The organism is Streptomyces sp. NPDC048506 (assembly GCF_040651315.1).
In the GTDB taxonomy this organism is placed as follows: Bacteria; Actinomycetota; Actinomycetes; order Streptomycetales; family Streptomycetaceae; genus Streptomyces.
On record NZ_JBEZIX010000057.1, the window covers coordinates 23,689 to 49,413 of the forward strand.

Annotated in this window: 19 protein-coding genes and 2 pseudogenes; 10 read left to right on the plus strand and 11 right to left on the minus strand. The window is 70.1% G+C overall.

The annotated features are described in order from the left end of the window. The 4 genes from AB0C96_RS34960 to AB0C96_RS34975 form a co-directional block, all read right to left on the minus strand. Nucleotides 1-999 carry an alpha-ketoacid dehydrogenase subunit beta gene (locus AB0C96_RS34960; RefSeq protein WP_362923195.1) on the minus strand — a complete coding sequence of 333 codons (999 nt, stop codon included), beginning with the start codon at nt 997-999 and terminating at the stop codon, nt 1-3. 2 nt (nt 1,000-1,001) lie between these two features. Continuing rightward, nucleotides 1,002-2,084, minus strand: a complete 1,083-nt coding sequence (gene pdhA / locus AB0C96_RS34965; RefSeq protein WP_362923197.1) for a pyruvate dehydrogenase (acetyl-transferring) E1 component subunit alpha — start codon at nt 2,082-2,084, stop codon at nt 1,002-1,004. Further along, nucleotides 2,081-3,871 carry an acetate--CoA ligase gene (gene acsA / locus AB0C96_RS34970; protein ID WP_362923198.1) on the minus strand — a complete coding sequence of 597 codons (1,791 nt, stop codon included), beginning with the start codon at nt 3,869-3,871 and terminating at the stop codon, nt 2,081-2,083. The genes pdhA and acsA overlap by 4 nt, the downstream gene beginning before the upstream one ends. Before the next feature lie 433 nt (nt 3,872-4,304). Then, nucleotides 4,305-5,180: a universal stress protein gene (locus AB0C96_RS34975; RefSeq protein ID WP_362923200.1), complete on the minus strand. Its 876-nt coding sequence runs from the start codon at nt 5,178-5,180 to the stop codon at nt 4,305-4,307. Between the two features lie 241 nt (nt 5,181-5,421). Here AB0C96_RS34975 and AB0C96_RS34980 point away from each other — a divergent pair, with 241 nt between their 5' ends. Beyond that, a complete protein-coding gene (locus AB0C96_RS34980; protein WP_362923202.1) occupies nt 5,422-6,192 on the plus strand; it encodes a universal stress protein in 771 nt (256 codons plus the stop codon). A gap of 407 nt (nt 6,193-6,599) precedes the next feature. On the opposite strand, the pseudogene AB0C96_RS34985 reads toward AB0C96_RS34980, so the two are convergent. After that, nucleotides 6,600-6,770: pseudogene (locus AB0C96_RS34985) on the minus strand (CBS domain-containing protein); the annotation flags it as partial. Nucleotides 6,771-6,998: 228 nt separating this feature from the next. Here AB0C96_RS34985 and AB0C96_RS34990 point away from each other — a divergent pair. The 5 genes from AB0C96_RS34990 (at nt 6,999) to AB0C96_RS35010 (ending at nt 13,157) form a co-directional block, all read left to right on the plus strand. Then, nucleotides 6,999-7,928, plus strand: a complete 930-nt coding sequence (locus AB0C96_RS34990) for a pyridoxamine 5'-phosphate oxidase family protein (protein WP_362923204.1) — start codon at nt 6,999-7,001, stop codon at nt 7,926-7,928. A 701-nt stretch (nt 7,929-8,629) separates the two neighbouring features. Further along, complete coding sequence (locus tag AB0C96_RS34995; RefSeq protein ID WP_362923206.1) at nt 8,630-9,238, plus strand: universal stress protein; 609 nt, start codon at nt 8,630-8,632, stop codon at nt 9,236-9,238. Further along, nucleotides 9,235-10,287, plus strand: a complete 1,053-nt coding sequence (locus AB0C96_RS35000; protein ID WP_362923207.1) for a class I fructose-bisphosphate aldolase — start codon at nt 9,235-9,237, stop codon at nt 10,285-10,287. Before AB0C96_RS34995 ends, AB0C96_RS35000 begins: the two co-directional genes overlap by 4 nt. A gap of 451 nt (nt 10,288-10,738) precedes the next feature. Next, nucleotides 10,739-11,623, plus strand: coding sequence for a universal stress protein (locus tag AB0C96_RS35005; RefSeq protein ID WP_362923209.1), 885 nt, complete (start codon nt 10,739-10,741; stop codon nt 11,621-11,623). Nucleotides 11,624-12,131: 508 nt separating this feature from the next. Continuing rightward, entirely contained in the window at nt 12,132-13,157 is a 1,026-nt protein-coding gene (locus tag AB0C96_RS35010) for a 6-phosphofructokinase (protein ID WP_362923211.1), read from the plus strand. A 67-nt stretch (nt 13,158-13,224) separates the two neighbouring features. Here AB0C96_RS35010 and AB0C96_RS35015 read toward each other — a convergent pair whose 3' ends face one another. Next, nucleotides 13,225-14,115, minus strand: a complete 891-nt coding sequence (locus tag AB0C96_RS35015; protein ID WP_362923213.1) for a universal stress protein — start codon at nt 14,113-14,115, stop codon at nt 13,225-13,227. Nucleotides 14,116-14,366: 251 nt separating this feature from the next. On the opposite strand from AB0C96_RS35015, the gene AB0C96_RS35020 reads away from it, so the two are divergent. Together AB0C96_RS35020 and AB0C96_RS35025 are read left to right on the plus strand one after the other, a co-directional pair. After that, on the plus strand, nt 14,367-15,038 hold the full coding sequence (locus AB0C96_RS35020; RefSeq protein WP_362923215.1) for a CBS domain-containing protein: 672 nt from the start codon (nt 14,367-14,369) through the stop codon (nt 15,036-15,038). Nucleotides 15,039-15,165: 127 nt separating this feature from the next. Continuing rightward, entirely contained in the window at nt 15,166-16,563 is a 1,398-nt protein-coding gene (locus tag AB0C96_RS35025) for a GAF domain-containing SpoIIE family protein phosphatase (RefSeq protein ID WP_362923217.1), read from the plus strand. A gap of 88 nt (nt 16,564-16,651) precedes the next feature. Here AB0C96_RS35025 and AB0C96_RS35030 read toward each other — a convergent pair. Then, a pseudogene (locus AB0C96_RS35030) lies at nt 16,652-16,747 on the minus strand (hypothetical protein); the annotation flags it as partial. 395 nt (nt 16,748-17,142) lie between these two features. Here AB0C96_RS35030 and AB0C96_RS35035 point away from each other — a divergent pair. Next, nucleotides 17,143-17,586 carry an archease gene (locus tag AB0C96_RS35035; protein ID WP_362923219.1) on the plus strand — a complete coding sequence of 148 codons (444 nt, stop codon included), beginning with the start codon at nt 17,143-17,145 and terminating at the stop codon, nt 17,584-17,586. A 46-nt stretch (nt 17,587-17,632) separates the two neighbouring features. Further along, nucleotides 17,633-19,057, plus strand: a complete 1,425-nt coding sequence (locus AB0C96_RS35040) for an RtcB family protein (protein ID WP_362923220.1) — start codon at nt 17,633-17,635, stop codon at nt 19,055-19,057. A gap of 276 nt (nt 19,058-19,333) precedes the next feature. Here AB0C96_RS35040 and AB0C96_RS35045 read toward each other — a convergent pair whose 3' ends face one another. The 4 genes from AB0C96_RS35045 to AB0C96_RS35060 all read right to left on the minus strand — a co-directional run bounded on the left by AB0C96_RS35045 (nt 19,334) and on the right by AB0C96_RS35060 (nt 25,690). Next, nucleotides 19,334-20,161: a hypothetical protein gene (locus tag AB0C96_RS35045; protein ID WP_362923222.1), complete on the minus strand. Its 828-nt coding sequence runs from the start codon at nt 20,159-20,161 to the stop codon at nt 19,334-19,336. A gap of 313 nt (nt 20,162-20,474) precedes the next feature. After that, the gene (locus AB0C96_RS35050; protein ID WP_362923223.1) at nt 20,475-20,825 is read right to left on the minus strand and encodes a hypothetical protein; all 351 of its coding nucleotides are present in this window, start codon (nt 20,823-20,825) and stop codon (nt 20,475-20,477) included. A gap of 468 nt (nt 20,826-21,293) precedes the next feature. Further along, a complete protein-coding gene (gene fdhF, locus AB0C96_RS35055) occupies nt 21,294-24,008 on the minus strand; it encodes a formate dehydrogenase subunit alpha (protein ID WP_362923225.1) in 2,715 nt (904 codons plus the stop codon). Beyond that, nucleotides 24,005-25,690: an NAD(P)H-dependent oxidoreductase subunit E gene (locus AB0C96_RS35060; RefSeq protein WP_362923226.1), complete on the minus strand. Its 1,686-nt coding sequence runs from the start codon at nt 25,688-25,690 to the stop codon at nt 24,005-24,007. The genes fdhF and AB0C96_RS35060 overlap by 4 nt, the downstream gene beginning before the upstream one ends. Nucleotides 25,691-25,725: the final 35 nt, after the last annotated feature.

Genomic DNA, 25,725 nt, shown 5'->3' on the forward strand with positions numbered 1-25,725 from the left:
TCAGTCCACCGCCCGGTGTGCCGCCGCGACGATGTCGGCGGTCTGCGGCAGGGCGGCCTCCTCAAGCTGCCGGGCGTACGGGATGGGCACCTCCGCGCTGCACACCCGCTCCACGGGCGCGTCCAGTTCGTAGAACGATCCCTCGGCGATGCGCGCGGAGATCTCGGCGGCGAGGCTGCCGGTGCGCCAAGCCTCGTCGGTGATCACGACTCGGTGTGTACGGGCCACGGTGGCGGCGATCGTCGCGTCGTCGAGAGGACGGAGTGTGCGCAGGTCGATCACCTCGGCGCTGATGCCCTGGGCGGCCAACTCGTCCGCCGCGGCCAGCGACTTCGGCAGCGAACCACCATAGGTGATCAGGGAGACGTCGGTGCCGGGCCTGCGGACCGCGGCGTGGTCGATGTCCACGGAGGCGGTGAGCGGAGCGAGTTCACCGGTGGCGTTGTAGAGACTGCCGTGCTCGAAGATCAGCACGGGGTCGGGGTCGGCCAGGGCCGGAGCGAGCATGTGGCGGGCGTCCTCGACGGTGGCCGGTGCGAGGACGCGGATGCCGGGGATGTGCGCGTACCAGCCCTCCAGGCTGTGCGAGTGCTGGGCGGCGAGCTGGCGTCCCGCGCCCGTCGTCATGCGGATCACCAGCGGGACGGGCAGTTGGCCGCCCGACATGTGCAGCAGGGTGGCGGCGTTGTTGAGGATCTGGTCGAGGGCGAGCAGGCTGAAGTTGACGGTCATGATCTCGACGATCGGCCGCATCCCGGCCAGGGCCGCACCGATGCCCGCCCCCACGAACGCCGACTCCGACAGCGGGGTGTCGCGGATCCGGTCCGGCCCGAACTCCTCCAGCAGGCCGAGGCTGACGCCGAAGCATCCGCCGTACCGGCCCACGTCCTCGCCCATGAGAAAGACCCGGTCGTCGGCACGCAATGCCTCCCGCAGAGCCTCGCGCATCGCTTCCCGGTAGGTCGTCTTCCGCTCCTCCGGCTGCCCGCCGGTGCCCATGGTCAGCTCACCTCCGCCGACGTGCTGATGACATACCGCAGCAGGTCTTCGACCAGTGGCTCGGGCGCCTGCTCGGCCGCTTCGACGGCACCGTCGACCTCCTCGGTGACCCGGCGCTCGATGCCGGCGAGCTCCTTGTCGCCCAGCTCACCGTTCTCACGCATGCGGTCCATGAGCTGGTTGATCGGGTCCCGGGTCTTCCACCGCTCGATCTCTGCTTTGTCGCGGTAGCGGTCCGGGTCGTACATGGAGTGGGCGCGGAAGCGGTAGGTGCGCAGCTCCAGGAAGTGCGGTCCGGTGCCGGCCCGGATACCCTCGGTGGCCCGGCGGGCGGCCTGCTCGACGGCTTCGACGTCCATGCCGTCCACGGCCCAGGCAGGCATGCCGTAGGAGGCGGCGCGCATGGCCAGGTCGGTCTGCGCGTGCTCCCGGGCGAGGGCTGTGCCCATGGCGTAGAGGTTGTTCTCGCAGGCGAGCAGGAGCGGCAGGTTCCACAGGGCTGCGAGGTTTGCTGTCTCGTGGAACTCGCCCTCGGCGAAGGCTCCGTCGCCGAAGAAGCAGCATGTGACGCGGTTCTGCCCGCGCATGCGGTCGGCGAGGGCGAGACCCGCGGCCAGCGGGAGACCACCGGCGACGATCGCGCTGCCGCCGTAGAAGCGGCGGCTCGCGTCGAACAAGTGCATGGACCCGCCACGGCCCGCGCTGCATCCGGTCGTCCTGCCGTACATCTCTGCCATGACGGCCTCGGCGGGGATGCCACGGGCGAGCGCGTGGCCGTGCTCGCGGTAGGTGGAGACCACAGCGTCCTCGGGGGTGAGAGTCTCGTTGACGCCGACGGCGACGGCCTCCTCTCCGATGTAGAGGTGAACGAAGCCGCGGATCTTCGCGGCGCTGTACAGCTCGACGCATCGCTCCTCGAAGCGCCGGATGCGCAGCATGGCCTCCAGCAGATCCCCCCTGTGTCCGGTGGCGGGCTGGTCGGCGAGGACCTCTGTCTTCGCGGCCCGCTTGCTCGTCGGGGCCTTCTTCGACGCCTTCGTTGTCGCTGCGGCCTTCCGCGTGCCGGGAGAGCGGGCGGGGCTCATACGGATCCCTCCAGGGTTGACAAGTCACCCGTGGGCAGGCCGAGTTCACGTGCACGCAGCAGTCGGCGCATGACCTTGCCGCTACGGGTCTTCGGCAGGTTCTGGTCGAAAGCGATCTCCCGGGGCGCGACGGCCGGGCCCAGTCGGCGCCGGGCGAAGGCCAGCACCTCCCGCTCCAGATCTGGGCTCGCCTCGATACCGGGGCCCAGCGACACGAATGCCTTGACGATGTTCCCGGCCACCGGGTCCGGACGGCCGATCACCCCGGCCTCCGCGACCGCCGGGTGCTCCATAAGCGCGCTCTCCACCTCGAAGGGGCCGATCAGATGGCCCGCCGACTTGATGACGTCGTCCGCGCGCCCCACGAACCAGTACCAGCCGTCCCCGTCACGCCTGACCAAATCGCCGGTCACATACCAGCCGTCGGCGAACGACGTCTCATAACGCTCCTTGTCGTGCAGATAGCCGCGGAACATGGACGGCCAGCCCGGCCGCAGCGCCAACTCGCCCTCCACGTCAGGGCTGTCCACCTCCGTCACCCTGCCGTCGGTGATCAACGCCCGACCGTCCTCGCCCCGCTTCAGCACGGCCGCCTCGACACCCGGCAGCGGCCGCCCCATCGAGCCGGGCCGAATATCGCACGCCGCGAAGTTCGCGATCATGATGCAGCCGGTCTCGGTCTGCCACCAGTTGTCATGGACCGGCAGCCCCAGCACCTCCTGGCCCCACACCACGGCCTCGGGGTTGAGGGGCTCGCCGACCGAAGCGATGAAGCGCAGGGCTGACAGGTCGTGCGAGTGCGGCAGGTCGTACGGGCCTTGGCGGGGCGTGGCACGCATGAGCATCCGCAGGGCCGTCGGCGCGGTGTACCACACGCTCACCCGCTGTTCGCCCAGGATCCGATACCAGCGCCGGGCGTCGAACTCGCCCTCGTCGACGACGACGGTGACGCCGTGAACGAGCGGGGCGATGATGCCGTACGACATGCCGGTGACCCAACCTGGGTCGGCGGTGCACCAGTACACGTCCTCAGGATGCAGATCGAGCGCGTACGCCGCCGTGGCGTGATGGGCGACAACCGCTTCGTGGACATGGATCGCACCCTTGGGGGTCCCGGTGGTTCCGCTGGTGAAGTGCAGCAGCGCCATGTCCTCCGGCGAGGTCGGCGGGATGGCGAACCCGTCCGATGCCGCGGACATCAACGAGTCGAAGGAGACCGTGCCGGGCAGCTCCTCGGCACCGGGCCCGACGATGAGCACGTGCTCGAGACCGGGCAGCGACGCCTGGCGGTCGGCGACCTTGCGCCGGTACAGGGCGGCGGTGGTCACCAGCACGCGGGCGTCGCCGAGTCGTAGTCTCTGCTCGACCGGGTCAGGGCCGAACGCAGAGAAGAGCGGGCATACCACGCTGGTGTTCTTCAACGTGCCCAGCACCGCCGTGTAGAGCTCAGGACAGCGGCCGAGCAGGGTGAACACCCGATCCCCATGGCCGACGCCGAGCGACCGCAGGACGTTTGCGAAGCGGGCCGTACGGTGGGCCAGCTCGGCGTACGTGACGGTCGACACGGCGTTGTCGCGGGTGATGCACCGCAGCGCGACCTTCTCCCCGTACTGCGGTCCTGCATGCCGGTCGACGGCCTCGTGCGCGATGTTCAGCCCGCCCCTGGGCAGCCCGGCCAGCGCGTTGCGCGCCTGCGACCAGGTGAAATCGGAACGAGCCTGGTCGTAGTCGGTGAGATTCGGCGTGATGCCCGGCGCGGCGCCCTTAAGGATCGTCTCCCAGTGCATGGGGCGCTCCTCCCGACGCCTGCCTGCCTCTGCCTCCAGAATCGCCGAGCCTGGTCCGGGGCGCACGGTGACGGGTCCCGACCGGGATACGGTGCGCGGTCTTCGCCCTGCTTCCCCGTGTCTGATGAGTGTCCACTGTCCCTCTCGACGGATATCCGGGCAACAGCAACCACCGAGGGCTCATTCGACGGCGGCAGCCGCTCAGCTCAGCTGGGCCCTCCTGAGGAGAGGACGTGTGGCTGCCAGCGCCCGAACAACCTTGGCCTCCAAGCGGCCGCTGGTGTCGACCACATGACGGCTCCCGACCATGGCGGTTCCGTGGCTGCCATGGCGGTGGCCACCTTGAGCAGCGGCGCCTTGGGGACGGCGCCGGTCCGGAGCACGGACGCGTCGGTCTGATGTACCGCATCGACGGCCCCCTGTGGTGATCGGCTCAGTCATGGGGGACGACGGCGACAGGGCAGCGTGCGTGGTGGATGGCGGCTTGGGCTACCGGGCCCAGGCGTGGGGCCAGCGCAGGACGGTGCTTACGTCGGCCGACGACCAGCAGCCCGGCGCCCTTGGCGGACCGGACGAGGGCCTTGGCGGGGCTGTCGAGTTCGACGCGGTCGGCCACCTCCACACCCGGAAACTTCTCGCGCCAGGGCCGGAGGGCCTGGCTCAGGTGCTTCTGTGCGTCCTGCGTGATCCCATCGGTGACGTCGTGGTCCACGCCCCAGGGAACGTACGCATGGACCGGCAAGCTGTGGCCGTGGACGGCTCGAAGGGGCACGTGCCGCGCCGCGGCGGTCCCGAAGGCGAATTCGAGCAGGTCGTCGCATGGACCATGCAGTTTCAGTGCCACCACTACGCCGCCTGCCGCACCTGAAGCGGGCGCCGGTCCTTCTTCGCGCGTCTCGGCACGTACCAGGACCACCGGCCGCTTGGCCCGTGCCACGACGGACATGCTGATGTCGCCCAGGAAATAACTCTCGACGAGCTCCAGCCCCCGCGAACCGACCACGAGCATCTCGGACTCCGAAGCCGCTTGCAGCAGTGCGTCCTGGGCGTCGTCAGCGACCAGGTCGCCGACGATTTCCAGGCCCGGGTGGTGCACCTGGAGCTCCGCTCGCGCGTTGTGCACGATCCGCCTCGCCCAGTAGTTCTGATCCATCTCCGCGGGGATGTGGGTCGGTTCCGGCACCAGCAGGGGCCACGCATGCAGCAGGCGCAGCGTGAGCCCCAGCCGCTCGGCCTCATCGGCGGCCCAACGGGCGGCGGCAAGGCTTTCGGGTGAGCCGTCGAGGCCCACGGTGACGGCTCGTTCCATGGCGGCTGCCTCCGTCTCGTACGAAGCTGGAATGACGGTAAGTCCAGACTGCTGTCGTCCCTGCGTCGATGGCCGTGCAGGCGACCGTGAGGAGTACTCGACGTATGAGCGTCTGCGCCGGGGCCCTGAGCACGGCACTTCTCATCCGAGGACTACCGCACATCTGCCTGGGGCGCATGCGGACCCTGGTGTGGCAGGGCCTGACAGTCGCGGAGGCCGGCATGAGGAGGAGGTAAGAGCAGTGGCGATTCCCCTGGTGGTCGGCATCGACGGGTCCGAGGCCAGCCTTGAGGCGGTGGACTGGGCCGCCGACGAGGCAGTCCGACACGAGGTGCCGCTTCACCTCGTGCATGCCGCGGCGCCGAACCATGAGGCGTCCGGCCTGATTGCCGCTGCCTCGGAACGAGCCAGGAAGAGCGCACCTGGCATTCGGCTGTCGAGCGAGGTGCTGCATCAGGACGCGGCGTCCGCCCTGGTCGGCAAAGGGCGCAACGCCCTCGCGCTGGTACTCGGGTCCAGGGGACTCGGAGATCTTGCCGGGCTGCTCCTGGGCTCGGTCAGCCTGGCTGTGGCTGCCCGTGCCGACTGCCCGGTCGTCGTGGTGCGCGGCGGGGCGGAGTACCGAAACGCCCGGTTCGGGAGCGTCGGCGTCGGCGTCGGCGTCGAGGACGGGGAGGGCAGCGGCACGGCGGTGCGGTTCGCGTTCCGGGAGGCCCACCTGCGGCGCTGTCGGCTGGTGGCGGTGCACGCCTGGAGTGCCCCGGTCGGGTACCCCGAGCCTGTGCCCCTCTCCGGCTACGCTCTCGAAGCCCACCGGCGCCCGCCGGAGCAGGTGCTCGACGATGCTCTGCGTGGCTCCGCAGAGCGTTACAGGCACGTTCCGTCGGGTGCTGACCTGCTCATCGTCGGAGCCCGCAGGCGGCGCGGGCACGTCGGTCTCCAGTTGGGCCTGGTGAACCATGCCGTGCTGCACCACGCGCCGTGTCCGATCGCGGTCGTTCCGCAGAGGTGAGTGTCCCCGCCGGACGGAACCTGAAGGAGCACCGGGCAGTGCCAGGGAGGAAAAGCAAAGGGCGCAGTTCCGCTGGACCGAGAAGGACGGTAGGCAACGGACCGGAACCGCCGCCTGTAGCAGGGCAGGACCGCGGGTGGGGCTGTGCCCGGGGTCTTCGCGACGCGGCGGGGTATCCGTCGGATGCTGGACCGTAGAAGGTACGCGCAGTGGGACACCGACTGGGACCTGGTGGAGCCCCTGTGGTCCGCGCGCTTCCGTAAGTGACAGGCCAGGGGCGGCACTTGCTGCCCCTGCATCAGTCACGCGCCTGGGGCCTCCGGGGATCGTCGGTCCGATACGCGATGTGCTCAGAGACCGAGACCACGCCGTCAACGCTCCGGCACAGCCGCTCGATGATGGGGATCAAGCAGGTCGGCCTCCGACACCACACCCATGCGGCGGTCCAGCTCGTCCACCACGGGAACGGCGGTGACGTCGTTCTCCGCGAGCAGCTTGACGATCTCCTTGAACGGCATGTCGCGCGGTGCCCTGACGACGTTCCGGGTCATGAGCTCTGCGACCGTACGGTGATGGATGTCGCCTTCTCCGTTCCGGGTTGGTGACTGCCAGCGGTGCTCACGTGTCAGGTGTGTCACCTGTGTCAGGTGCCGGTTACTACGGATGAGCTGCCCCGGACCCGATTGGGGCCGGTCGGCCTGAGACCGGCCCGGCCGGCTCCCCGGATCAGGGTTCTCGTGCCCTGCGGCGGCACGCCGCGCGTGGCACGTTGGGTACAGCAACATTTTGAGGAAACGGCGGCGATCATGCGAGCTCAACTCGGCGATCAACTCGTTGTCGAAAGCCCGGCCACCGGCGCTACCAGGCGGGATGGCGAGATCGTGGGACTCCACCACACGGACGGAACACCTCCCTACGACGTGCGCTGGTCGGATACGGACGAGGTGACGCTCGTGTTCCCCGGGCCCGACGCGCATATCCGTCACATGGAGCACGGGCCCCCGAGCGCCCATGAGCCTTACCAGCCAGGCGTGGATGAGCTGACCAAGCAGGCGGGTACCGTGTCCGACAGGACCTCGAAGGGCGGGGCACCCGACTCCGGCGACATCGGCCGGCGCATTGCTGCCGAGCGCAAGCGGCAAGGTCTGACCCGGGAAGAAACAGCCCGTCGCGCCGGAATGGCGCCGGGCTACCTGGCGTACCTCGAAGAACGGCCGGCCGACCCGAGCCCGGGGAGTCTCATCAGGCTGGCCGACGCGCTGGGCACCACCGTCGCGGCGCTGCGCGGGGGCGGGATCGATCTGCCACCTGGCCAAGGCCAGGCGCTCCTCCACCCTCAGTTGCGGAACCTCGGCGACGATGAATGCCGCGCCCGGCTTTCCACGCACGGTGTTGGGCGCTTGGCGGTGGCGACACCCGATGGCCCGGCCGTGATCCCAGTGAACTACGAGGTCATCGACGATGCGATCGCCTTCCGGACCGCGCCGGACTCGGTACCTGCGGCGGCCGTAGGACAAGAGGTGGCCTTTGAGGTCGACCATGTGGACGAGGCCATGAGCCAGGGCTGGAGCGTGCTTGCTGTTGGCCCCGCCCGGGTGGTCACGGAACCCGACGAGGTACGAAGGCTGGCCGAGCGCGCCCACACCCGACCATGGGCGGGAGGCGAACGCGAGATGTGGGTGTCGATCCAGCCCACGCGCCTCACAGGGCGCCGCATCAGCGCGCCCAATCAGTGAGTGGCCATTTCACGGGTGGCCGGAAACCCCGCCCCTGCACGCGCCTTCAGTCCCGAGGACAAGGTGCGTATCGTCGCTGAGTCCGATGCCGCGCCCAAGAGTGAGAGGGGCGTCGTGCTGCGGCGCGAGCGCTTGTACGACTCCCACGTCAAGGAGCGGTGGGCCGCCCGGGAAGCCGTCGGATGAACGCTGCCAGGTCGGCAACCACGACCAGGTCCTCTTCGCCACCCGTGCCCGAGCGGGATGTGGCAGGTCGCCGACCCGCGGCGGATCTTCTGGCTTCCAAACCTCAATGACCTCCAGGCCCCCTGCCACCTGCCGCTGGCCGAACACGGGCCCGCTCGACCTGTACGAGGCAACGCCGGACGGCCCGTGGGCCGCTGAACCCCTGCCGAGATGCCCCGCAGGCGTGCATACCGGACGGTAGAAGGAGAAGGAGGGAGCGCCCCATGAGCGGCTGGTGTGGACATGGGCCGCGGCATCACCACATGCACCCCCACCCGTCCGGCTACTACCCGCCGCCGGAGTACTGCGGCGCCCCCGCCCGAGCGCCCTCGCCCACGGCGCCGGACAGTCGACGCGGAGGAGTTGGGGGACTACCTGCGGCTGGAGGAGGAGATCGCCAGGGTCCGCCGCGACCTTGACGAGCTTTGCCGATACGGCAACACGGAACGCTGACGACCCGCACCTCGGGAGAGACGATGACTGAACCGATCGTGGTCGGAGTCGACGGCTCCGGGCGCAGTCTGCGCGCCCTGGTGTGGGCCGCCCACGAGGCGGCGTTGCGCCGCTGCGCACTGCACATCATTCATGTCCTGCCCCGTGAACACGGATACGCGGGCACCCTGGAGGATCGCGTTCGGGAAGAGAGCCGCCGCGATCAGGGCGTCGTGGCCGAGGCCACCGCGATCGTCCAAGAAGCCCATCCGGACCTGGAGGTGACGTCTGCCCTGCCTTCCGGTGCTCCAGCGGCCGTGCTGCTGGCCGAGTCCGAGCGTGCTCACACGGTGGTGCTCGGCGCGAAGGGCCTGGGGGGCTTCGGGAGCCTGCTGCTGGGCTCGGTCGCCCTGCAAGTCGTCGGCCACGCGGCGAGTCCCGTGGTCATCGTCAACCACGTCACCACCGGCCACCGTCGCATCGTTGTCGGCGCCGACGGTTCAGCGCATTCCCGAGCCGCATGCGTACGCCTTCCAGCAGGCGTCCCTGCGCGGTGCCGAACTGCAAGCCCTGCATGCGTGGAGTGCCCGACGTCGGAGAGCGGCAGCGGTTCCGGTTCGCGGTGTCCAAGTGATCGGGAGGTGGAACGATGAACGATGTGCAGAGCCTGCTGGGTGAGGAGGCCAAGGATCTGCTGACGCATACCTGCCAGGGGATCCCCAAGGACGAACTGATACTTCCGGGCAGCGACTTCGTCGACCGGGTAGTGGCCCAGACCGACCGTACGCCCCGGGTGCTGCGGAACTTGCAGTCGGTCTTCGACCACGGCCGCCTGGCGGGTACGGGTTATCTCTCGGTCCTGCCGGTCGACCAGGGCATCGAGCACTCCGCGGCATCGGCGTTCGCCGCCAACCCCCGGTACCTCGACCCCGCGAACATCGTCGAGCTCGCCATCGAGGGCGGCTGCAACGCGGTCGCCAGTACCCTCGGCGTGCTGGGGGCCGTATCGCGGCGCTACGCGCACAAGATCCCTTTCATCGTCAAACTCAACCACAACGAGTTGCTGACCTACCCGAACCGGTATGACCAGATCATGTTCGGGAATGTCGAGCAGTGCTTTGCCCTCGGCGCGGCCGGTGTCGGTGCCACGGTCTACTTCGGCTCGCAGGAGTCGGATCGCCAGTTGCAGGAGGCCAGCGAGGTCTTCGCGCGCGCCCACGAACTGGGCATGTTCACCGTGTTGTGGTGTTACCTGCGTAACTCGGCGTTCAAGAAGGACGGCGTGGACTACTCGGTGTCCGCCGACCTGACCGGCCAGGCCAATCACCTGGGGGTGACCATTGAGGCCGACATCGTCAAGCAGAAGCAGGCGGAGAACAACGGCGGTTATCCGGCACTGGACTTCGGCAGGACCGACAAGCTCCTGTACGGCAGGCTCACCACCGATCACCCGATCGACCTCACCCGGTGGCAAGTGGCCAACTGCTACATGGGCCGGGTGGGGCTGATCAATAGCGGCGGTGCGTCGTCCGGCAAGGGTGATCTCGCCGCGGCGGCCCGCACGGCAGTGATCAACAAGCGAGCCGGCGGCACCGGGCTGATCACCGGCCGCAAGGCATTCCAACGGCCCACCAGCGAGGGGATCGAGCTGCTGAACACCGTCCAGGACGTCTACGCCGACGACACCATCACGGTGGCATAGCCCCGTCTGCTCCAGGCGGCGTTGCTCGATGTGCCGTACCCGCCGCAACACCCGCTCCTCTCACTGCCTCCTCGTCCCACGGCCGCACTACCGGGAGGGCCCGGCGATACGCCACAAGGGCCCTGTTCGCTGCGGGCTCCGGTCGACCGTTGTTTACTGGCTATGAGCGGTGATCGGCAGGGCACGCGCTGCCGGAGCCGACCGCGCAGGTCGCGACCCTGGCCGAGGCCGCCCGAGTACTCGTCCATGGCCTGGAGAGCATCCCGTCAGAAGTCATTCCGCCCGAGGAAGCGGCACACGGTGCACTACTCGCCCACGAGTTCCTGCTCTCCCGGGGCCTGTAGACGCACCGCAGCGCCGGAAGCGGCAGAGTCGGCCGCGGTGGCCGGCACCAGCACCGGCCTGCACCGGCGCCGACGTGTCCGTCGAAGTGACCACTGGGGAGTCGGCGATGACGCATACACAGGGACGTAAGCCGATCGTGGTCGGCGTCGACCCCGATCCGGGCAAACGCACGGCGCTCGCCTGGGCCGCCGACGAGGCGACCCGGCGCCGCCTGCCGCTGCTGCTGGTCCTCGCGCAGAACGTGCCGACCCTCGGATACCGGCCGACGGGCGGGCGGCCGTCCTGGGAGGAGTGGAACAAGGCGCTGCACACGACGGGCGATCGCGTGCTGAAGGAAGCTGTGGCCTTCGTCGAGTCCCGGCATCCGCGGGTGCGGGTGTCCGGGCTGCTGGCGGAGGGCCATCCGGCGTGGGTGCTGCGTGAGCAGGCGCAGAACGCCACGGAGGTCGTGCTCGATTGCTGGCACCTGAGTGCTCTCCAGGAGGTTTTCACCACCGCCTCAGTCGCCCTGCCGCTCATCGCCCACGCTCCCTGCCCGGTGGTGGTCGTACCGTACTCGGAGCACATCACCCAGCAGCAGCCGTACTTCGTGGTCGGGGTCGACGGCAGCCCTCGATCCGCCGCCGCAGTCGACTTCGCCTTCGACGAGGCCGCCCTGCGCGGCGCGGCCCTGCGGGCCCTGTTCGTGTGGCACCCTCCGCGGCTCGGAGTCCTGGACGAGGACGCTGCCCTCCAGGAGTGCCGACGGCTGCTTTCGGAGACGGTTGCCGGGCGCACCGCCGCGCATCCCGAGGTGGAACTGCACCATGAGGTCGTGCGGGGCCACCCGGTACAGGTCCTTGCGAAGGCGTCCGAACATGCCCTCGGCCTGGTCGTGGGCACACGCGGGCACGGCGGCTTCACCGGGATGCTGCTGGGCTCCGTCAGCCAGGGTGTACTACAGCACGCACGCTGCCCGGTCATCACTGTCCCGCACGCACACGACCGGTAGCTTGCGGAAGGAGTCGCCCCACACCGGAACGCGAAACGGCAGGCGCCGCACGCGGCACTGTCGGCAGTCGAGTTCCTACCGGACGCCTCCGTTCGCGGCGTGACGTGCCGCGGCCGTGGACGGCCAGGACCGCCGTCCGCTCGGCCTGGTCGTGCAGTGGCGCGACCTGCGGCTCACCGTGGCGGGGAAGGCCCGTCGCGAGGCTGAAGGTCCTCGGTTGCCGACCGTCGCGGCCCCTCAAGCCCACCCCGCGCCGCGTCCGGGAGCTGTGTGTTCTTCTCCCACCCAGAGCCTCGCCGAGCGGGATGAGCCCAACGCTGGAGATGCCGCGGCCGAGAACGCTGGAGATGCCGCGGGCGAGCCACCTGGCACCTGCGGGAGTCCGTGGAGTGGCCACTGCGGATCGAATGGGGGGAGGCTGGAGGGGAGACGCTCCGTGCCCCCCGACAGGGGTGTGGATCCTGAGATGGCTGCCACTGGGTGGGGTGACCAGCGGAAGGGAGACGCCATGAAGGTCGGAGTGCTGACCGGCGGCGGTGACTGTCCCGGCCTCAATGCCGTGATCCGCAGCGTCGTCCGCAAAGGTGCCCAGGAGTACGCCTTTGACTTCGTCGGATTGCGAGACGGCTGGCTCGGCGCGCTCCAGGGCAAGGTCGTGCCGCTGGACATCCCCAGCGTGCGCGGAATCCTCCCCCGAGGCGGAACGATCCTCGGCTCCTCCCGCACCAACCCGTTCAAGCACGAGGACGGGGTGCGGCGCGTGCGGGACACCCTTTCCACGTATGACGTGGATGCGCTCGTCGTGATCGGCGGCGAGGACACGCTCGGCGTGGCCTCCGAGCTGAGCCGTCAGGGGATCAATCTGGTCGGCGTACCGAAGACCATCGACAACGACGTGTCCGGCACCGACTACACCTTTGGCTTCGACACCGCCGTCGGCATCGCGACCGAGGCCATCGACCGCCTCCACACCACCGCCGAGTCGCACATGCGCGTCCTGGTCCTGGAGGTGATGGGGCGGCACTCCGGGTGGATCGCGCTGCACGCCGGCATCGCGGGCGGCGCCAACGTGATCCTCATCCCGGAGCGACCGTTCGACATCGATCAGGTCTGTGAGCAGGTGAAGAGCCGGTTCAAGATCAATTACGCGCCGATCGTGGTGGTGGCCGAAGGGGCCGTGCCCAAAGAGGGGCAGATGAGCGTCAAGGACCAGTCACTGGACGAGTTCGGCCATGTACGACTGTCCGGCATCGGCGAGTGGCTGGCCAAGGAGATCTCGGAACGCACGGGCTCGGATGCCCGCACCACGGTCCTGGGGCACATCCAGCGCGGCGGCACACCGAGTGCCTTCGACCGCTGGCTGGCGACGCGCTTCGGGCTGCACGCCATCGAGGCGGTCAAGGACGGTGCCTTCGGCATGATGGTCGCCCTGCGTGGCACCCAGATCGTCCGCCTCCCCCTCGCCGATGCCACGGCGCAGACCAAGAAGGTCGATCCGTCACTGTACGACGAGTTCGACGTTCTCTTCGGCTGAGTGCCGCAGGCGATCGTCGGGTCGTTGCCGGACCAACCGTTCTGCCGTCAGAGCTGCTGGTCCGCCCTCAGCCCGTGTGCGGCACGACCGCCACCGGGCAGCGGCTGTGGTGCAGAACGGCGTGGGTGACCGGACCCAGCCGTCCCTCGGCCGTCGGAGGGTCGGTGCGGCGGCCCACGACGAGCAGGTCCGCACCCCGGGACGCGTTCAAGAGCGCTTCCGCGGGGTGGAGCAGCATGACATCAGTGCGGACCGCCACCTGTGGGTACGTCTCCTGAAACGCGCGCACGGCGTCGGAAAGCCGCAAAACCTCCTGGTCTTCCCAGGTAGCGCGGTCCTTCTCGGTCACCACCAGCGTCCGTGACGACACGGACTCGGCGGGCAGAGCCCATGCCTGGACCACCCGCAGAGGCGCTCCGCGCGCCTCGGCGGCCTGGAACGCGAAGTCCACTGCCGCACTGACCGGGTGATGCGCATCGAAACCCACCACCACTTGAGCAGTGTCACCCGCCGCGCGCATCCCTTCCCCGAAGGTGCCGGCGGGCTCTTGGGGCACCAACACGACGGGGCAAGGAGCTGCTGCTGCCATCCGCAGGGCCACTGAGCCGACCTCGAGACCGTCGAAGCCGCCCGCCCCCCGTGTGCCGACGACGAGGAGCCCGGCGCCACGTCCCGCCGCAAGGAGTGCCGCGGCCGGGGCGTCATCGGCCTGCTCGCCCCGCACCTCGAGGTCCGGGTGGCGGTCGACGAGGTCGGCGACCGCCTGTTGGAGCATCCGCTCACCCATGTGATGCAACCTGTTCAGGGCCGGGACCGGCACGGCGGTGCCCGGAAGCGATGGAGAGGCGTGTACCAGGAGCAGTCGCACGCCACGCAGCTCGGCTTCCCGCGCCGCCCAGGCGGCTGCCGCCGAACTGCGTTCGGACCCGTCAATTCCCGCCAGCACAGGCTGACTCATCGTGTCCTCCTTCGCCCGGCTTGTACCTCTGCGGGGCTGCACACGGCCCGTCTCCTTCCTTCCACTGTTCCACGGCAGGGCTGCTCCAGCGCCTCCACCGGATGCGGGGCCCAAAGGTCCGGCGGCCCCCATACGGATAGCCGCCGGGGGCCCGGCCTGGTGCGCCCAGGACGGGTGGACAGTGCAGGTGCTCTCCAAGGGGCGGACAGTGGAGGGAGGACCCGCGCGGCGAGCGCTGAGGAGGGAGCGACATGCTGCATCGAACGGTCGGAGACCTCATGACCGCGGCCGTTGTGAGCGTGCGGCGGGACACGGGCTTCAAGGACATCGCCGAGCACCTCGCGGAGCACGACATCACGGCGGTACCGGTCGTCGATGGCCAGGGACGCCCGATCGGCGTGGTGTCGGAGGCGGACCTGCTGCGCAAACAGGAGAGCCAGACGGATCCGGGCGGACATCTGTCCGCCGCGCACCTGCGGCCCACGGAACGTGCCAAGGCCCACGCGCTGACCGCCGAGGAGTTGATGACGAGCCCGGCCGTCACGGCGCGACCGCAGTGGTCGGTCGTGGAGGCGGCCCGCGTCATGGCCCACCACCATGTCAAACGGCTGCCCGTCGTGGACGACGCCGGCCGGCTGGTGGGCATCATCAGCCGCGCTGACCTGCTGCGCGTCTTCCTACGGCGAGACCTCACGATCCGCGAGGAGATCACGACGGACGTCCTGACCCGGGCCCTGGGCCTGTCCCCTGGCGAGGTCACCGTCCAAGTCACCGACGGACGGGTGACGCTGAGTGGCACAGTGCCGCAGGAAAGCCTCATCCCCATCGCGGTACGGCTGTCCGAGAGCGTCGACGGTGTTGTCGACGTCACGAATCACCTCCGCGCCCAGACCGTCGCCACAGCCGGTACACCACGGCGGTGACCCGCATCCGTGCCGCGGACGAGGTCACTGACGCGATACCGCCTTCGAACGGAAGGTCCATGACCGGTTCCGACTCCTATCGGCTCAAGGTCGCCGAGAACGAACGTCAGACGAACAGGCGCCGTTGATGCCAGAGAACCAGAACAGCCCAGAGCCGTCGGATGGGTCCCGGCGTCTGCGTCTGGGCGTCGAGCTTGAGCTGATCGCCGAGCAGCTCAGATCGCTGGCGCGCGCCCAGGACCGGTTGCATGATCTGTATGAGGCGGTCCTCGGCCGGGACGTGGACCTCCCCGTGGTGCTGCGGCTGATCGTCGATACCGCAATGGAACTGGTCGGCGCCCGTTACGGCGCGCTCGGCGTGCTCAATGAGGACGGCGAATACCTCGCACAGTTCATCCCGGTCGGCCTGTCGGAGCAGGAACGGGCCGATCTGACCGAGGTGGAGCTCCCGCGCGGCCGTGGACTGCTGGGACACCTGATCGCCGTCCCCGAATCGCTGCGCGTCGATGACATCGCCGCCCACCCGGACTCGGCCGGCTTCCCACCCGGCCACCCGCCGATGCGCACCCTGCTCGGGGCCGCGATCAGCACCCGCGGCAAAATCTACGGGGACCTCTACGTCGCCGAACGGCGCGACGGCCGCCCCTTCGACGCCCACGACGAAGCACTCATCGTCGCGCTCGCCGGCGCCGCGGGCCTGGCCATCGACGACGCCCGCCTCTACGAGCAAACCCGTCTCGACGCCGAACACTTCCAACGGCTTCTGCTGCCGCACCTGCCCGATCTACAGCCCTTCGACGCCGCCGCTGCCTACCGCCCCGCCGGAACCCCCGATCACATCGGCGGAGACTGGTACGACGCCCTCCTGGTCCCCGACCACGCCTGCGCAGCCGTAATCGGCGACGTCATCGGCCACGACCTGAAGGCAGCGGCCGCCATGGCCCAGATCCGCAACATGCTGCGCGCCCTGCTCTACGACCAGCGCACCCCACCCAGCACCGTCCTCGCCCGCCTGGACCGGGTCCTCCAGGCGATCACAGACCAGCCCGTCACCACCGTATGCCTTGCCCGTCTCGAACCCTCCCCGCCGGGCACCTGGACACTGCGCTGGAGCACCGCGGGCCACCCACCGCCCCTGCTGCTCACCCCCGACAGCCAAGCCTGTTACCTGCACGCCGACCCCGACCTTCCCCTCGGCGTCGATGTCGCCCAGCCGCGCAACGACCACACCCACCCCATGCCGGCGGGCTCCACGGTGATCTTCTTCACCGACGGGCTCTTCGAACACCCCGTACATTCCATCGAGACAGGGCTGGAGCGCCTGGCCGTCCTCGCCACCGAACGCGCCGCTCTGCCCCTGGAGGACTTCGTTCAGGCCCTGGCCGACCGCCACCCCAGCGACGGCCACGACGACATGGCCATCCTCGCCCTCCGCACCCCACCGCGGTGGCATCGCCGTCATCGGTTCGCTGGTGCTGTCGCAGCACGTCCAGGACGACCGGACCGGCGACGGCTTCGTGGGTGACGAGCAGCGCGGCGAGGGCTTCCAGCACCGTCGAGCCTTCACCGGAGGCGACGAGTTCGGCGGCCCGCCCTCCGAGCCGGACCGACAGCAGGTCGGTCAGATGTGCCTCGCTGTAGAGGTACCGCTCGGCTTCGGGAAGCTGCTCGGTGGCTCCCAAGGTCGGTCCGGACGGCCCGATGGTCACCTTCGCGACCGGGTCGGCATGCTCGCATGGGCCGCGACGAGAGCATGGCCGGACTCATGGACGGCGACCGACCAGTACCAGCGGCAGGAACACCGCCAACACCGTCCCCGGCCAGCTGCCGCCACCGCTGCTGGAGGCGGTGATGCCCGCCTGCTGGGGCTGCACCGGATCGATCCAGGTAGCGCGGTGGTCTCGGGCAGCGTTGACTGGGAAGAGACAGGAAGCGGAGTTGTGCGCCCCGGCGCCCTCACTCTCACGCGATCGCTGCGAGTCCTCAGTGGCGTCCTCCGGGAGCTGCGCACACACGCCGACCTCGCCCGAAGATCCGCTCGGGCTGATGCCTCATCCGGCTTGAACGGCCTGGATTTCGGGCGTGACCATCGACGGAGGTGTGAGTGACAAGCGGGCACCGTGGCCAGGAGTCGTCGGCGAGTGGCCATCGGAGCGTGCCGCACACCGCCGATCTCTGTATAGAGGCGTGGGCGGGCACCCGCGAGGAGTGCATTGCCGAAGCGGTACGGGGAGTGATCGGCAGCTTCACCGACACGGCGGGAGTGGCCGCCGGGATCACCCGTGAGTGCGAGCTGAGAGCCGACACCGACGAGCGGCTGCTGGCAGCGGTGATCGAGGATGTCATCTACCGGATGGAGGCGGCCGCCGAGGTCCCGGCCGACATTCGGGTGACCGCGGCCGACCACGGGGTCCGTCTGCGGTTCACGATGGTCAGCAGTGGCTTGGTCGGACAGATCGGTGCCGTTCCCAAGGCAGTGTCCTTGCACGGGCTCCGGCTGGCTCATGACGCGCAGGGCTGGGCGGGTCGCGTCACGCTGGACGTATGACAGCTCGCTCCGACCGCGGGCTGGCCCGCAGGTGAGGAGCGGCTCCATGCCCATCCGTCTCGTCGAGGAAGGCCCCTGGCGGTTCCGTATCGAGCAGACGAACGGTATGCGTGTGCCCGGAGTGGCCTTCGCACCTCGGGACCTGTTGCCGTCCGAGCCCGGGGACAAGTCGCTGGAGCAGGTGGCGAACGTCGCCACCTTGACCGGCATCGTCCGGGCGTCGTATGCGATGCCCGACCTCCACTGGGGCTACGGCTTCCCGATCGGCGGCGTGGCGGCGACCGACGTCACCGCCGGAGGCGTCGTGTCCCCCGGAGGCGTCGGCTTCGACATCTCCTGCGGCGTGCGGTTGTTGGCCGCGGACCTGGACCGCGCCGCTCTGCTGCCCCACCTGCCCGACCTGATGGACCGGCTCGACCGGGTGATCCCCCGTGGCCTGGGACGCGGCAGCCTGTGGCGGCCGCGTGACCGCGGTGAGCTGTACGAGGTACTGCTGGGCGGCGCCCGCTACGTCGTGGGACAGGGCCGCGGGGTCCCCCGCGACCTGGACCGCTGCGAAGACCACGGCGTGGTGGACGACGCCGATGTCTCACAGGTCTCGGAGCGAGCTCTGGAACGGGGCACCTGGCAGGTCGGCAGCCTGGGGTCGGCCAACCACTTCCTGGAGGTCCAGACCGTCGACGAGGTCCTGGACGGGCCGTGCGCGCGGGCGTTCGGCCTCCGCGCCGGCCAGGTCTGCGTCATGATCCACTGTGGCTCGCGCGGCCTGGGCCACCAGATCTGCAGCGACCACGTCCGCCGGATGGACTCCGCGCAGCGCCGCTACGGCATCTCGGTACCCGACCCGCAGCTCGCCTGCACCCCTGTCGACTCTCTCGAGGGCCGCGACTACCTCGCAGCGATGGCAGCCGCCGCCAACTACGCCAGGGCCAACCGCCAGTGGCTCTCCGATGCCGCCCGGCGCGCCTTCTGGGCCGTGGCCCGCGCCGACCTGAGTCTGGTCTACGACGTCTCGCACAACCTCGCCAAACTGGAGAGCCATCCAACGGACGGGACCCGCAAGACCTTGTGTGTGCACCGCAAGGGCGCCACCCGGGCCCTGCCACCCGGCCATCCCGACCTCCCTGAAGACCTCGCGGCCGTGGGCCAGCCGGTTTTCGTCCCCGGCACGATGGGCACCGCCTCGTACGTCCTGACCGGTGTCAGAGGCAACGAAGCCTTCGACTCCTGCTGCCACGGTGCCGGTCGGCTTTGGAGCCGCCACCGTGCCCTTCGGGAGGTCACCACAGGGCACCTGCGCGACGAACTCGCCGACGCCGGCGTCACCGTACGCCCCACCTCCTGGCGGAGCGTGACCGAAGAAGCGCCCGAGGCGTACAAGGATGTCGACGCCGTGGTCAGCGCCGGTGAGCACAATGGCCTCGGGCACCTCGTCGCACGCCTCGTCCCCCTGGGAGTGCTCAAGGGATGACCGGCCGTCCTCGATCGAGCGGCGCGGCCGACGACCGACTGCTCCCCCCCGAAGCGGGACCGCTCGCCCGTGTCCATGTGCAGTCCATACGCCAGAGCCTGGCTCCAGGTCCCACAGGACGACGGGCGGGGGTTCAGGCCGTACGCCCGTCCCGTACGAACGTGAGAAACGTCAGCGCAATGACGACCGCACGCGACATCATGCACAGCGGCGCCGCGTGTGTGACCGCCTGAGCCCACCCCGGCCATGATCGTCGTCACGCCCGAGCACCGGCGGTCACTCGCCGTGGTAGAGCCTGTCGACGTCGACCAGGAGGACCTCGCCCCTGACTTCGGCGGCCCGCAGTTCCGGGCCGAACCCGATCGCGCTGTAGCAGCCCGGCCTGGCCTGGCTGACGTCCTCGCCGGAAGCCGCGAGGACGGACAGGATGTGGCGCAACCGCTCCAGGTGGTGGATGTCCATGGTCTCGTTCCAGCGGGCGAGTCCGACCGACAGCAGGACTCCGGGCCTGCCTTCGACAGTCCCACGTACCGCCACGTCGACGTCGAGACGGCCGTGCCCCGCAGGATCGGAGACGCTGCCGCGCACGGCCGTTTCGGGGTCCCCTCCGAAGGTGTCGGGGACGGCATATTCGGTGGCCCAGTCCCGGCACAGCTGGGCGAAGTGCGGTGCGGCCACGGCGGAATCGAAAGCGGTGCCGGCCCGGCGCCACACACTGGCGGTGTCCTCCTGCTCGATCGCGGCGCGGTGGGGCCATGCGACGGCGTGCTCGAAGGCCAACAGGGGCTCGGCGACGCGGTAGCGCGTCAGCCCCGGCCGGAACGCGTCGGGCTCGCCGTGCAGCAGACCACGATTCTGCAGCACGGCCAGGACGTGGGTTGTGTCGGTCAGCGGGGCTTCGATTCGATCGGCGATCCCGCCGGGTGTGGAGCAGCCGGCAGCGATCGCGACCAGTGCGGAGTGGCACAGCGCCCGGTCCGCGTGATTCGCCTCTCCTTCCAGCAGATTGCGCGCCTCCCAGAACAGGGGAACGCGTGGGTTGAGGACGGTTCTGCACACCCAGGCGTCGAAATCCTCCGAGCCGGCGGGAGCATCGTCACGCACAAGGTCGCCACGGTAGGCGGGAGTTCCCCCCCCACGACGGCATGCACCCGCACGGCAAGCCGAGGGGCTCGGATCCCCCGGAACCGCGCCGCCACACGGAAGTCGAAGGGCCGCACCAGGAGTTCCAACGAGGCAAGCCGGTGCAAAGAGGACGGGCCGGAGAAGAGCCTCCGCATGAGGGCGGGTGTCCCGCCGCTGAGGATGAGGCGGGCGCGGTTGTGGCCCCGCACCTGGTGCAGACGGCGGTAGGCGCCGTGAACAACGGACGGTAGTGCCGGGCTCGGTCCCACAAGGTCGGGGAAGTTGTCGATGATCACGAGGAACGGGCGCTGGTCGCCCAGCTCCAGCAGGGCGTCCACGGCATCCTCCCAGCGCCGCCAGCGTGGTGGATGCGTCGCTCGGTGTGCTCGCCGAAGCGGGCGGCGAGGCGGTGCAATGTCTCGGCCTCTGCCGCCGCCTGCCCGTCGAAGTAGAAACCGCCGACGGCCTTGGCAACGGCTTCCAGCAGGAAGGTCTTGCCCTGCCTCTGCTGTCCCGAGACCAGGCCGAGCGTGGCCCCGGGACACGGATCGCATGCGAAGCCCATCAGGTCGGCCCACTCGGTCTCCCGGTCGAATACCTGGCCAGGTTTCACCGGGTGGGCAGCGGAATCCGATGGCGACACGGACCGCTCCCCTCATTCGGTGGCCGGTGGCATCGTCTGGCGCCTGTGCGTCTGTGCGTCCAGTACACCTCCGGCCATCGGCCCCCGCCCCACCCACTGGGCTGATCGGAGTACGCCGTGGGGCTGCCGGCCACCGTCCACGGGCGGGGCGCGGGCTGTGCAGGGAACCCGACGGCTTCGCCTGGCTCATGCCGTGGTGCCCACCCGGGACCCTCGACTTGGTGCAGCGCGGTGGGCCATGCTCAGGCCGCACAACTCCGCGGCCCGAACCGGTTTTGCCGCGCCGCCACATCCGCGGACGCCAGTCCCCGCGGCGAGGCGTCCAGCACTGCGAAGACTTCCTCGGCCGCCAGCGTCTGCACCGCAGGGGTGCCCGTCCCGCTCGGCGTCGCCGGCCACCGGCCTCCGTCTCCGGGTGTCAGCACGGGGGGTCTGCTACCCATCGCCGAGAGCCTCGTACGGTTGCCGTCACGGCGCGGACACGCGGACCGCCGTGACCTTGTACTCGGGGCAGGACGTGACGGTGTCCGCCTGGTCGGAGGTGAGCCGGTTCACTCCACTCGCCGGGAAGTGGAAGGAGCAGAACACCTGGCCGGGGACTGTCTGTTCACCGACCCGGGCGATGAGACGGGCCCGGCCGTGCCGGCTCTCCACCGTGACCTCCTCGCCGTCCCGCACGTCGTACCGGACACAGTCGTCGGGGTGGAGATCGAGGAAGTCGACCGGATCGAGGGCAAGGTTGCCGCCGCGTCGCGTCATGCTCCCGGAGTTGTAGTGCGCCCACCGCCGCCCGGTGACCAGGACCAGCGGATAGTCGTCGTCGGGCTGCTCGCCCGGTGGGAGATAGGGGGGCGCGGCAAGGTGCGCCCGCCCGTCCGGCGTGGCGAACGTCTCCGTGTACAGCTTGGCCTCGCCCGGCCGGTCGGGGTCGGGGCAGGGCCACGGCACGGCGCCCTCGCGGTCCAGCCGGTCGTGGGAGAGCCCGGCGAAGACGGGCGCGATGCGTCCGCACTCGGCGAGGGCGTCGGCCGGAGTGGGGCAGCCGAGGTCGACACCCATCACCGTGGCGAGTGAACGTACGGTGTCGAAGTCGGCTCGGGCCTCTCCCGGCGGGGGTACGGCGGGGCGGACCCGCTGGAACCGGCGGTCGAAGTTGACGAAGGTGCCGTCCTTCTCCAGCCAGGAGGCGACGGGCAGTACGACGTCGGCGTGCCGGGCGGTCTCGGACAGGAACAGTTCGTTGCAGACGACGAGCGGGCAGGTGTCCAGCGCTTGGGCGACCCGGTTGGCGTCGGGGTCGGTGGCGCACACGTCCTCGCCGATGACCCACAGCGCCTGTAGATCCCCCGCGCGGGCGGCGGCGAACATCTGAGGGATGCGCAGACCGGGCCGTTTCGGAACGGGCAGGCCCCAGATGTCCTCTGCTCGGGAGCGGACGGCCGGGTCGGTGACTTTTCCGTACCCGGGCAGGACGTCCGGCAGGGCGCCCATGTCAGAGGCGCCCTGGACGTTGTTCTGGCCGCGCAGCGGGTTGACCCCGTAGCCCCGGTCGGTTCCCACGGCGCCGCGAAGAATCGCCAGATTGGCCAGCGACCGCACCCCGTCCGTGCCGTGCAGGTGCTCGGTGACCCCTAGGCCGTAGACGATCGCGGGCTGTCGGGCACGGCCGTACAGCCGGGCGGCGGCCGCCAGGTCCCGGGCGGGCACCCCGGTGATGTCCGCGACCCGGTCGGGCGGGTAGTCAGCCAGCAGTTCAGTGAGTTCTGTCAGCCCAGTGGCCCGCTGGCGCAGGAACATCTCGTCGGTCATGCCTTCGGCGAGCAGGATGTGGGCGAGCCCGTGGAAGAGCGCGACGTTGGTGCCCGGGCGGGGCCGCAGATGCACGTCGGCGTGCAGGGCCAGGCCGATCGCGCGGGGGTCGGCGACGACGAGCTTGGCTCCGTGCAGCACGCGCCTCAGCAGCCGGGCTCCGACCACCGGGTGGGCTTCGACGGGATTGGCCCCGACCACCAGCAGACAGTCGGCCTGCTCGACGTCGTCGAAGGTGTCGGTGCCGCCGGGGAGTCCGAGGGATGCCGTGAGGCCGGCGGCGGATGGGGAGTGGCAGAGCCGGGAGCAGTTGTCGACGTTGTTGGTGCCGATGACGACCCGCATGAACTTCTGGACGAGGTAGTTGTCCTCGTTGGTGGCGCGGGCCGAGGAGATCGCCGCCACGGCGTCGGGGCCGCCGGCCTTGACGGCCGCACGCAGTCCCCGTGCGACCTGGTCCAATGCCTCGTCCCAGCCGACCGGCTCCAGGGTGCCGCCGCGCCGCACCAGGGGCTGGGTGAGCCGTTCGGGGGATGTGCGAAATCCATGGGCGAAGCGGCCCTTCACGCATGCGTGACCGAGGTTGACCGGGCCGTCCCGGGCGGGCAGCGCCGCCGCGATCTCGCCGTCCTGGGTGATCACATCGAGGGTGCAGCCCACACCGCAGTAGCCGCAGGTGGTGCGCGTGGTGGTTGCCGCAGGGTGGAATGCGGAGGTGAGCCCGCGCGCCGGTCCGGGCTGAGTGATCGCCCCTGTGGGGCAGGTGTCGACGCAGCCGCCGCAGGCCACGCAGTCCGACGCGGCCCAGGACCCGCCGGTGCCAGGGGCCACGACCGTGTCGCTACCCCTGCCGACCAAGGTGAGGGCGAAGGTGCCCTGCACCTCGGAGCACATCTGCACACACCGGCCGCAGGCAATGCACAGGTCCCGGTCGAGACGGACATACGGGTGGGAGTCGTCCGCGCCCCGGCCTCCGGCACCCTGCGCCGCATCGGGGCCGACCCCCATGGACCGGCAGACCTGTGCCAACTCGCTGGGATTGTCCGCGGCGAGGGCCCGGGACGGCAGAGCGGAGGCGATGAGCTCCACTGCGTCCCGGCGCAGCTGCACAAGGTCGTCGGTTGCGGTTTCGATGCGAACACCGGGCGAGGCAGGGGTGACGCAGGCTGCCGCGATCCTCCCCCCGCTACCGCTGGGAGGTGCCCCCACGTCGGCCCGTACGAGGCAGGTACGGCAGGAGCCTGCGGGGCTGAGCCGGTCGTCGAAGCAGAGCGCGGGCAGCGCGATGCCGGCCTCCCGCACCGCCGTGAGCAGCGAAGCTCCCTCGGGCACGACGACGCTCGTGCCGTCGACCTCGGTCTCGATTCCGGTCATGGGCCCCATCCCGCCAGTCGATCTCCGTAGGCGCGGGCGAGGCTGTGCACGGCGGGCGGGATCCGCCGTCCGAAGGCACACAGGCTCGCCTCGGCCAGGACACGCGAAAGCCGCTGCCACTCCTGGCCTGGCGGGGTACCGGTGGATGCCATGTCCAGGCCGCGGCGCGAGCCGACGCGGCAGGGTGAGCACGCGCCACAGCTCTCTGCCGCGGCGAACTGCCAGATGTGCTGGAGCACTTCCTCCGGTGTCACGTGCTGGTCGAAGGCGACCAGTCCGGCGTGGCCGAGGGCAGCGCCCCTGGCCGACAGTCCTGATTCCGACAAGGGGACGTCCAGCGCGTCGGCTGCGAGGAAGCCGCCCAGCGGTCCGCCGACCTGGAGTGCGACCAGTTCGGCGCCGTCCTTCAGACCGCCACCCAGCTCGGCGACGATCCGCTGCACTGACGTGCCGAGCTCGACCTCGTAGCAACCCGGCCGGGCGAACCTTTCGGACAGGCAGACCAGCTTCGTCCCGGTCTCGCCGCGCCTCCCGCGCCGGGCGTACGCCTCGCCGCCACGGCTGACGATCCACGGGACAGCCGCCAGGGTCTCGACGTTGTTGACCACGGTCGGCGCGTCCCACAGGCCGCGCTCGGTCGGGTACGGCGGGCGGGGCCGGGCGCAGCCCCGGCTGCCCTCCAGCCCTGCGATCAGCGCCGTCTCCTCACCGGCGACATAGGATCCGGCCCCCTCGACGACCTGGATGTCCAGTGAGGTGGTGGTTCCCTGTACGGACGGGCCGAGATGGCCGTCAGCGTATGCCTGGTCGACCGCCTCGCGCAGCCGGGCCAGCGCGCGTGGGTATTCGGAGCGGACCAGCACCACGCCCTGACGGGCTCCGCAGGCGAAGCAGGCCAGGGCCAGGCCCTCCAGTACGCGCGCTGGGTCGGCCTCCATCAGCAGCCTGTCGGCGTATGAGCCCGGATCACCTTCGTCGCCGTTGGCAACGACCACGGTGTCGGGCGCGCGTTTGGCAGTCGCCCATTTTGCGGCCACCCGGAATCCTGCGCCGCCCCGCCCCCGCAGCCCGGATGCCGCCACCTCTCGCTGGACCTCGTCCGGAGTACGCGCCGTCACCGTACGCGGCCACACCTGCCACGTGGGCTCACCGGAGATCACACCGCCCAGCAGGACCGGGTCACCGGTGTCGTCGGCCGCCGGGATCTCCGGTGCCCACAGTGGCTCCCGGCCGGCGAGCTGACCGGCGAGGGTCGGACCTGTGCAGGGCGTGTCGCCGTCGAGCGCCGCGGGCCCCGCGTAGCAGTAGCCCAGACAGCGGACGGCCTGCACCGCTACGTCACCCTCCGGTGAGGCGGTGTTCGTGATGACCCCCAGCTCGTCCTCCACATCAGCGAGGTGCCGTCCGGCTTGCGCAGCGAAGCACGCCGTCGCGGTGCACACTCTGATATGACGGTCGCGATGTGGGGCTGCCAGGTCCGCGTAGTAGCTGGCCGGTCCGAGCGCGGCGGCTCCAGGCAGTCCGAAACGGGCGGCAGCAGCCGGTGCCCAGACCCCGGGCCCGTCCGCCGTTTCCGCCCTCGCCTTGGCCAGCGACCCGATCAACCTGTCTCCGGGCCGCCCACGCCGGTCGGCCAGGGCCCTGAACGCGTCGAAACGGTCAGCAGGACCGACGGGAACCATGCCTTCATCGTGGAGTCGGCCAGGCAAGGCCGCAA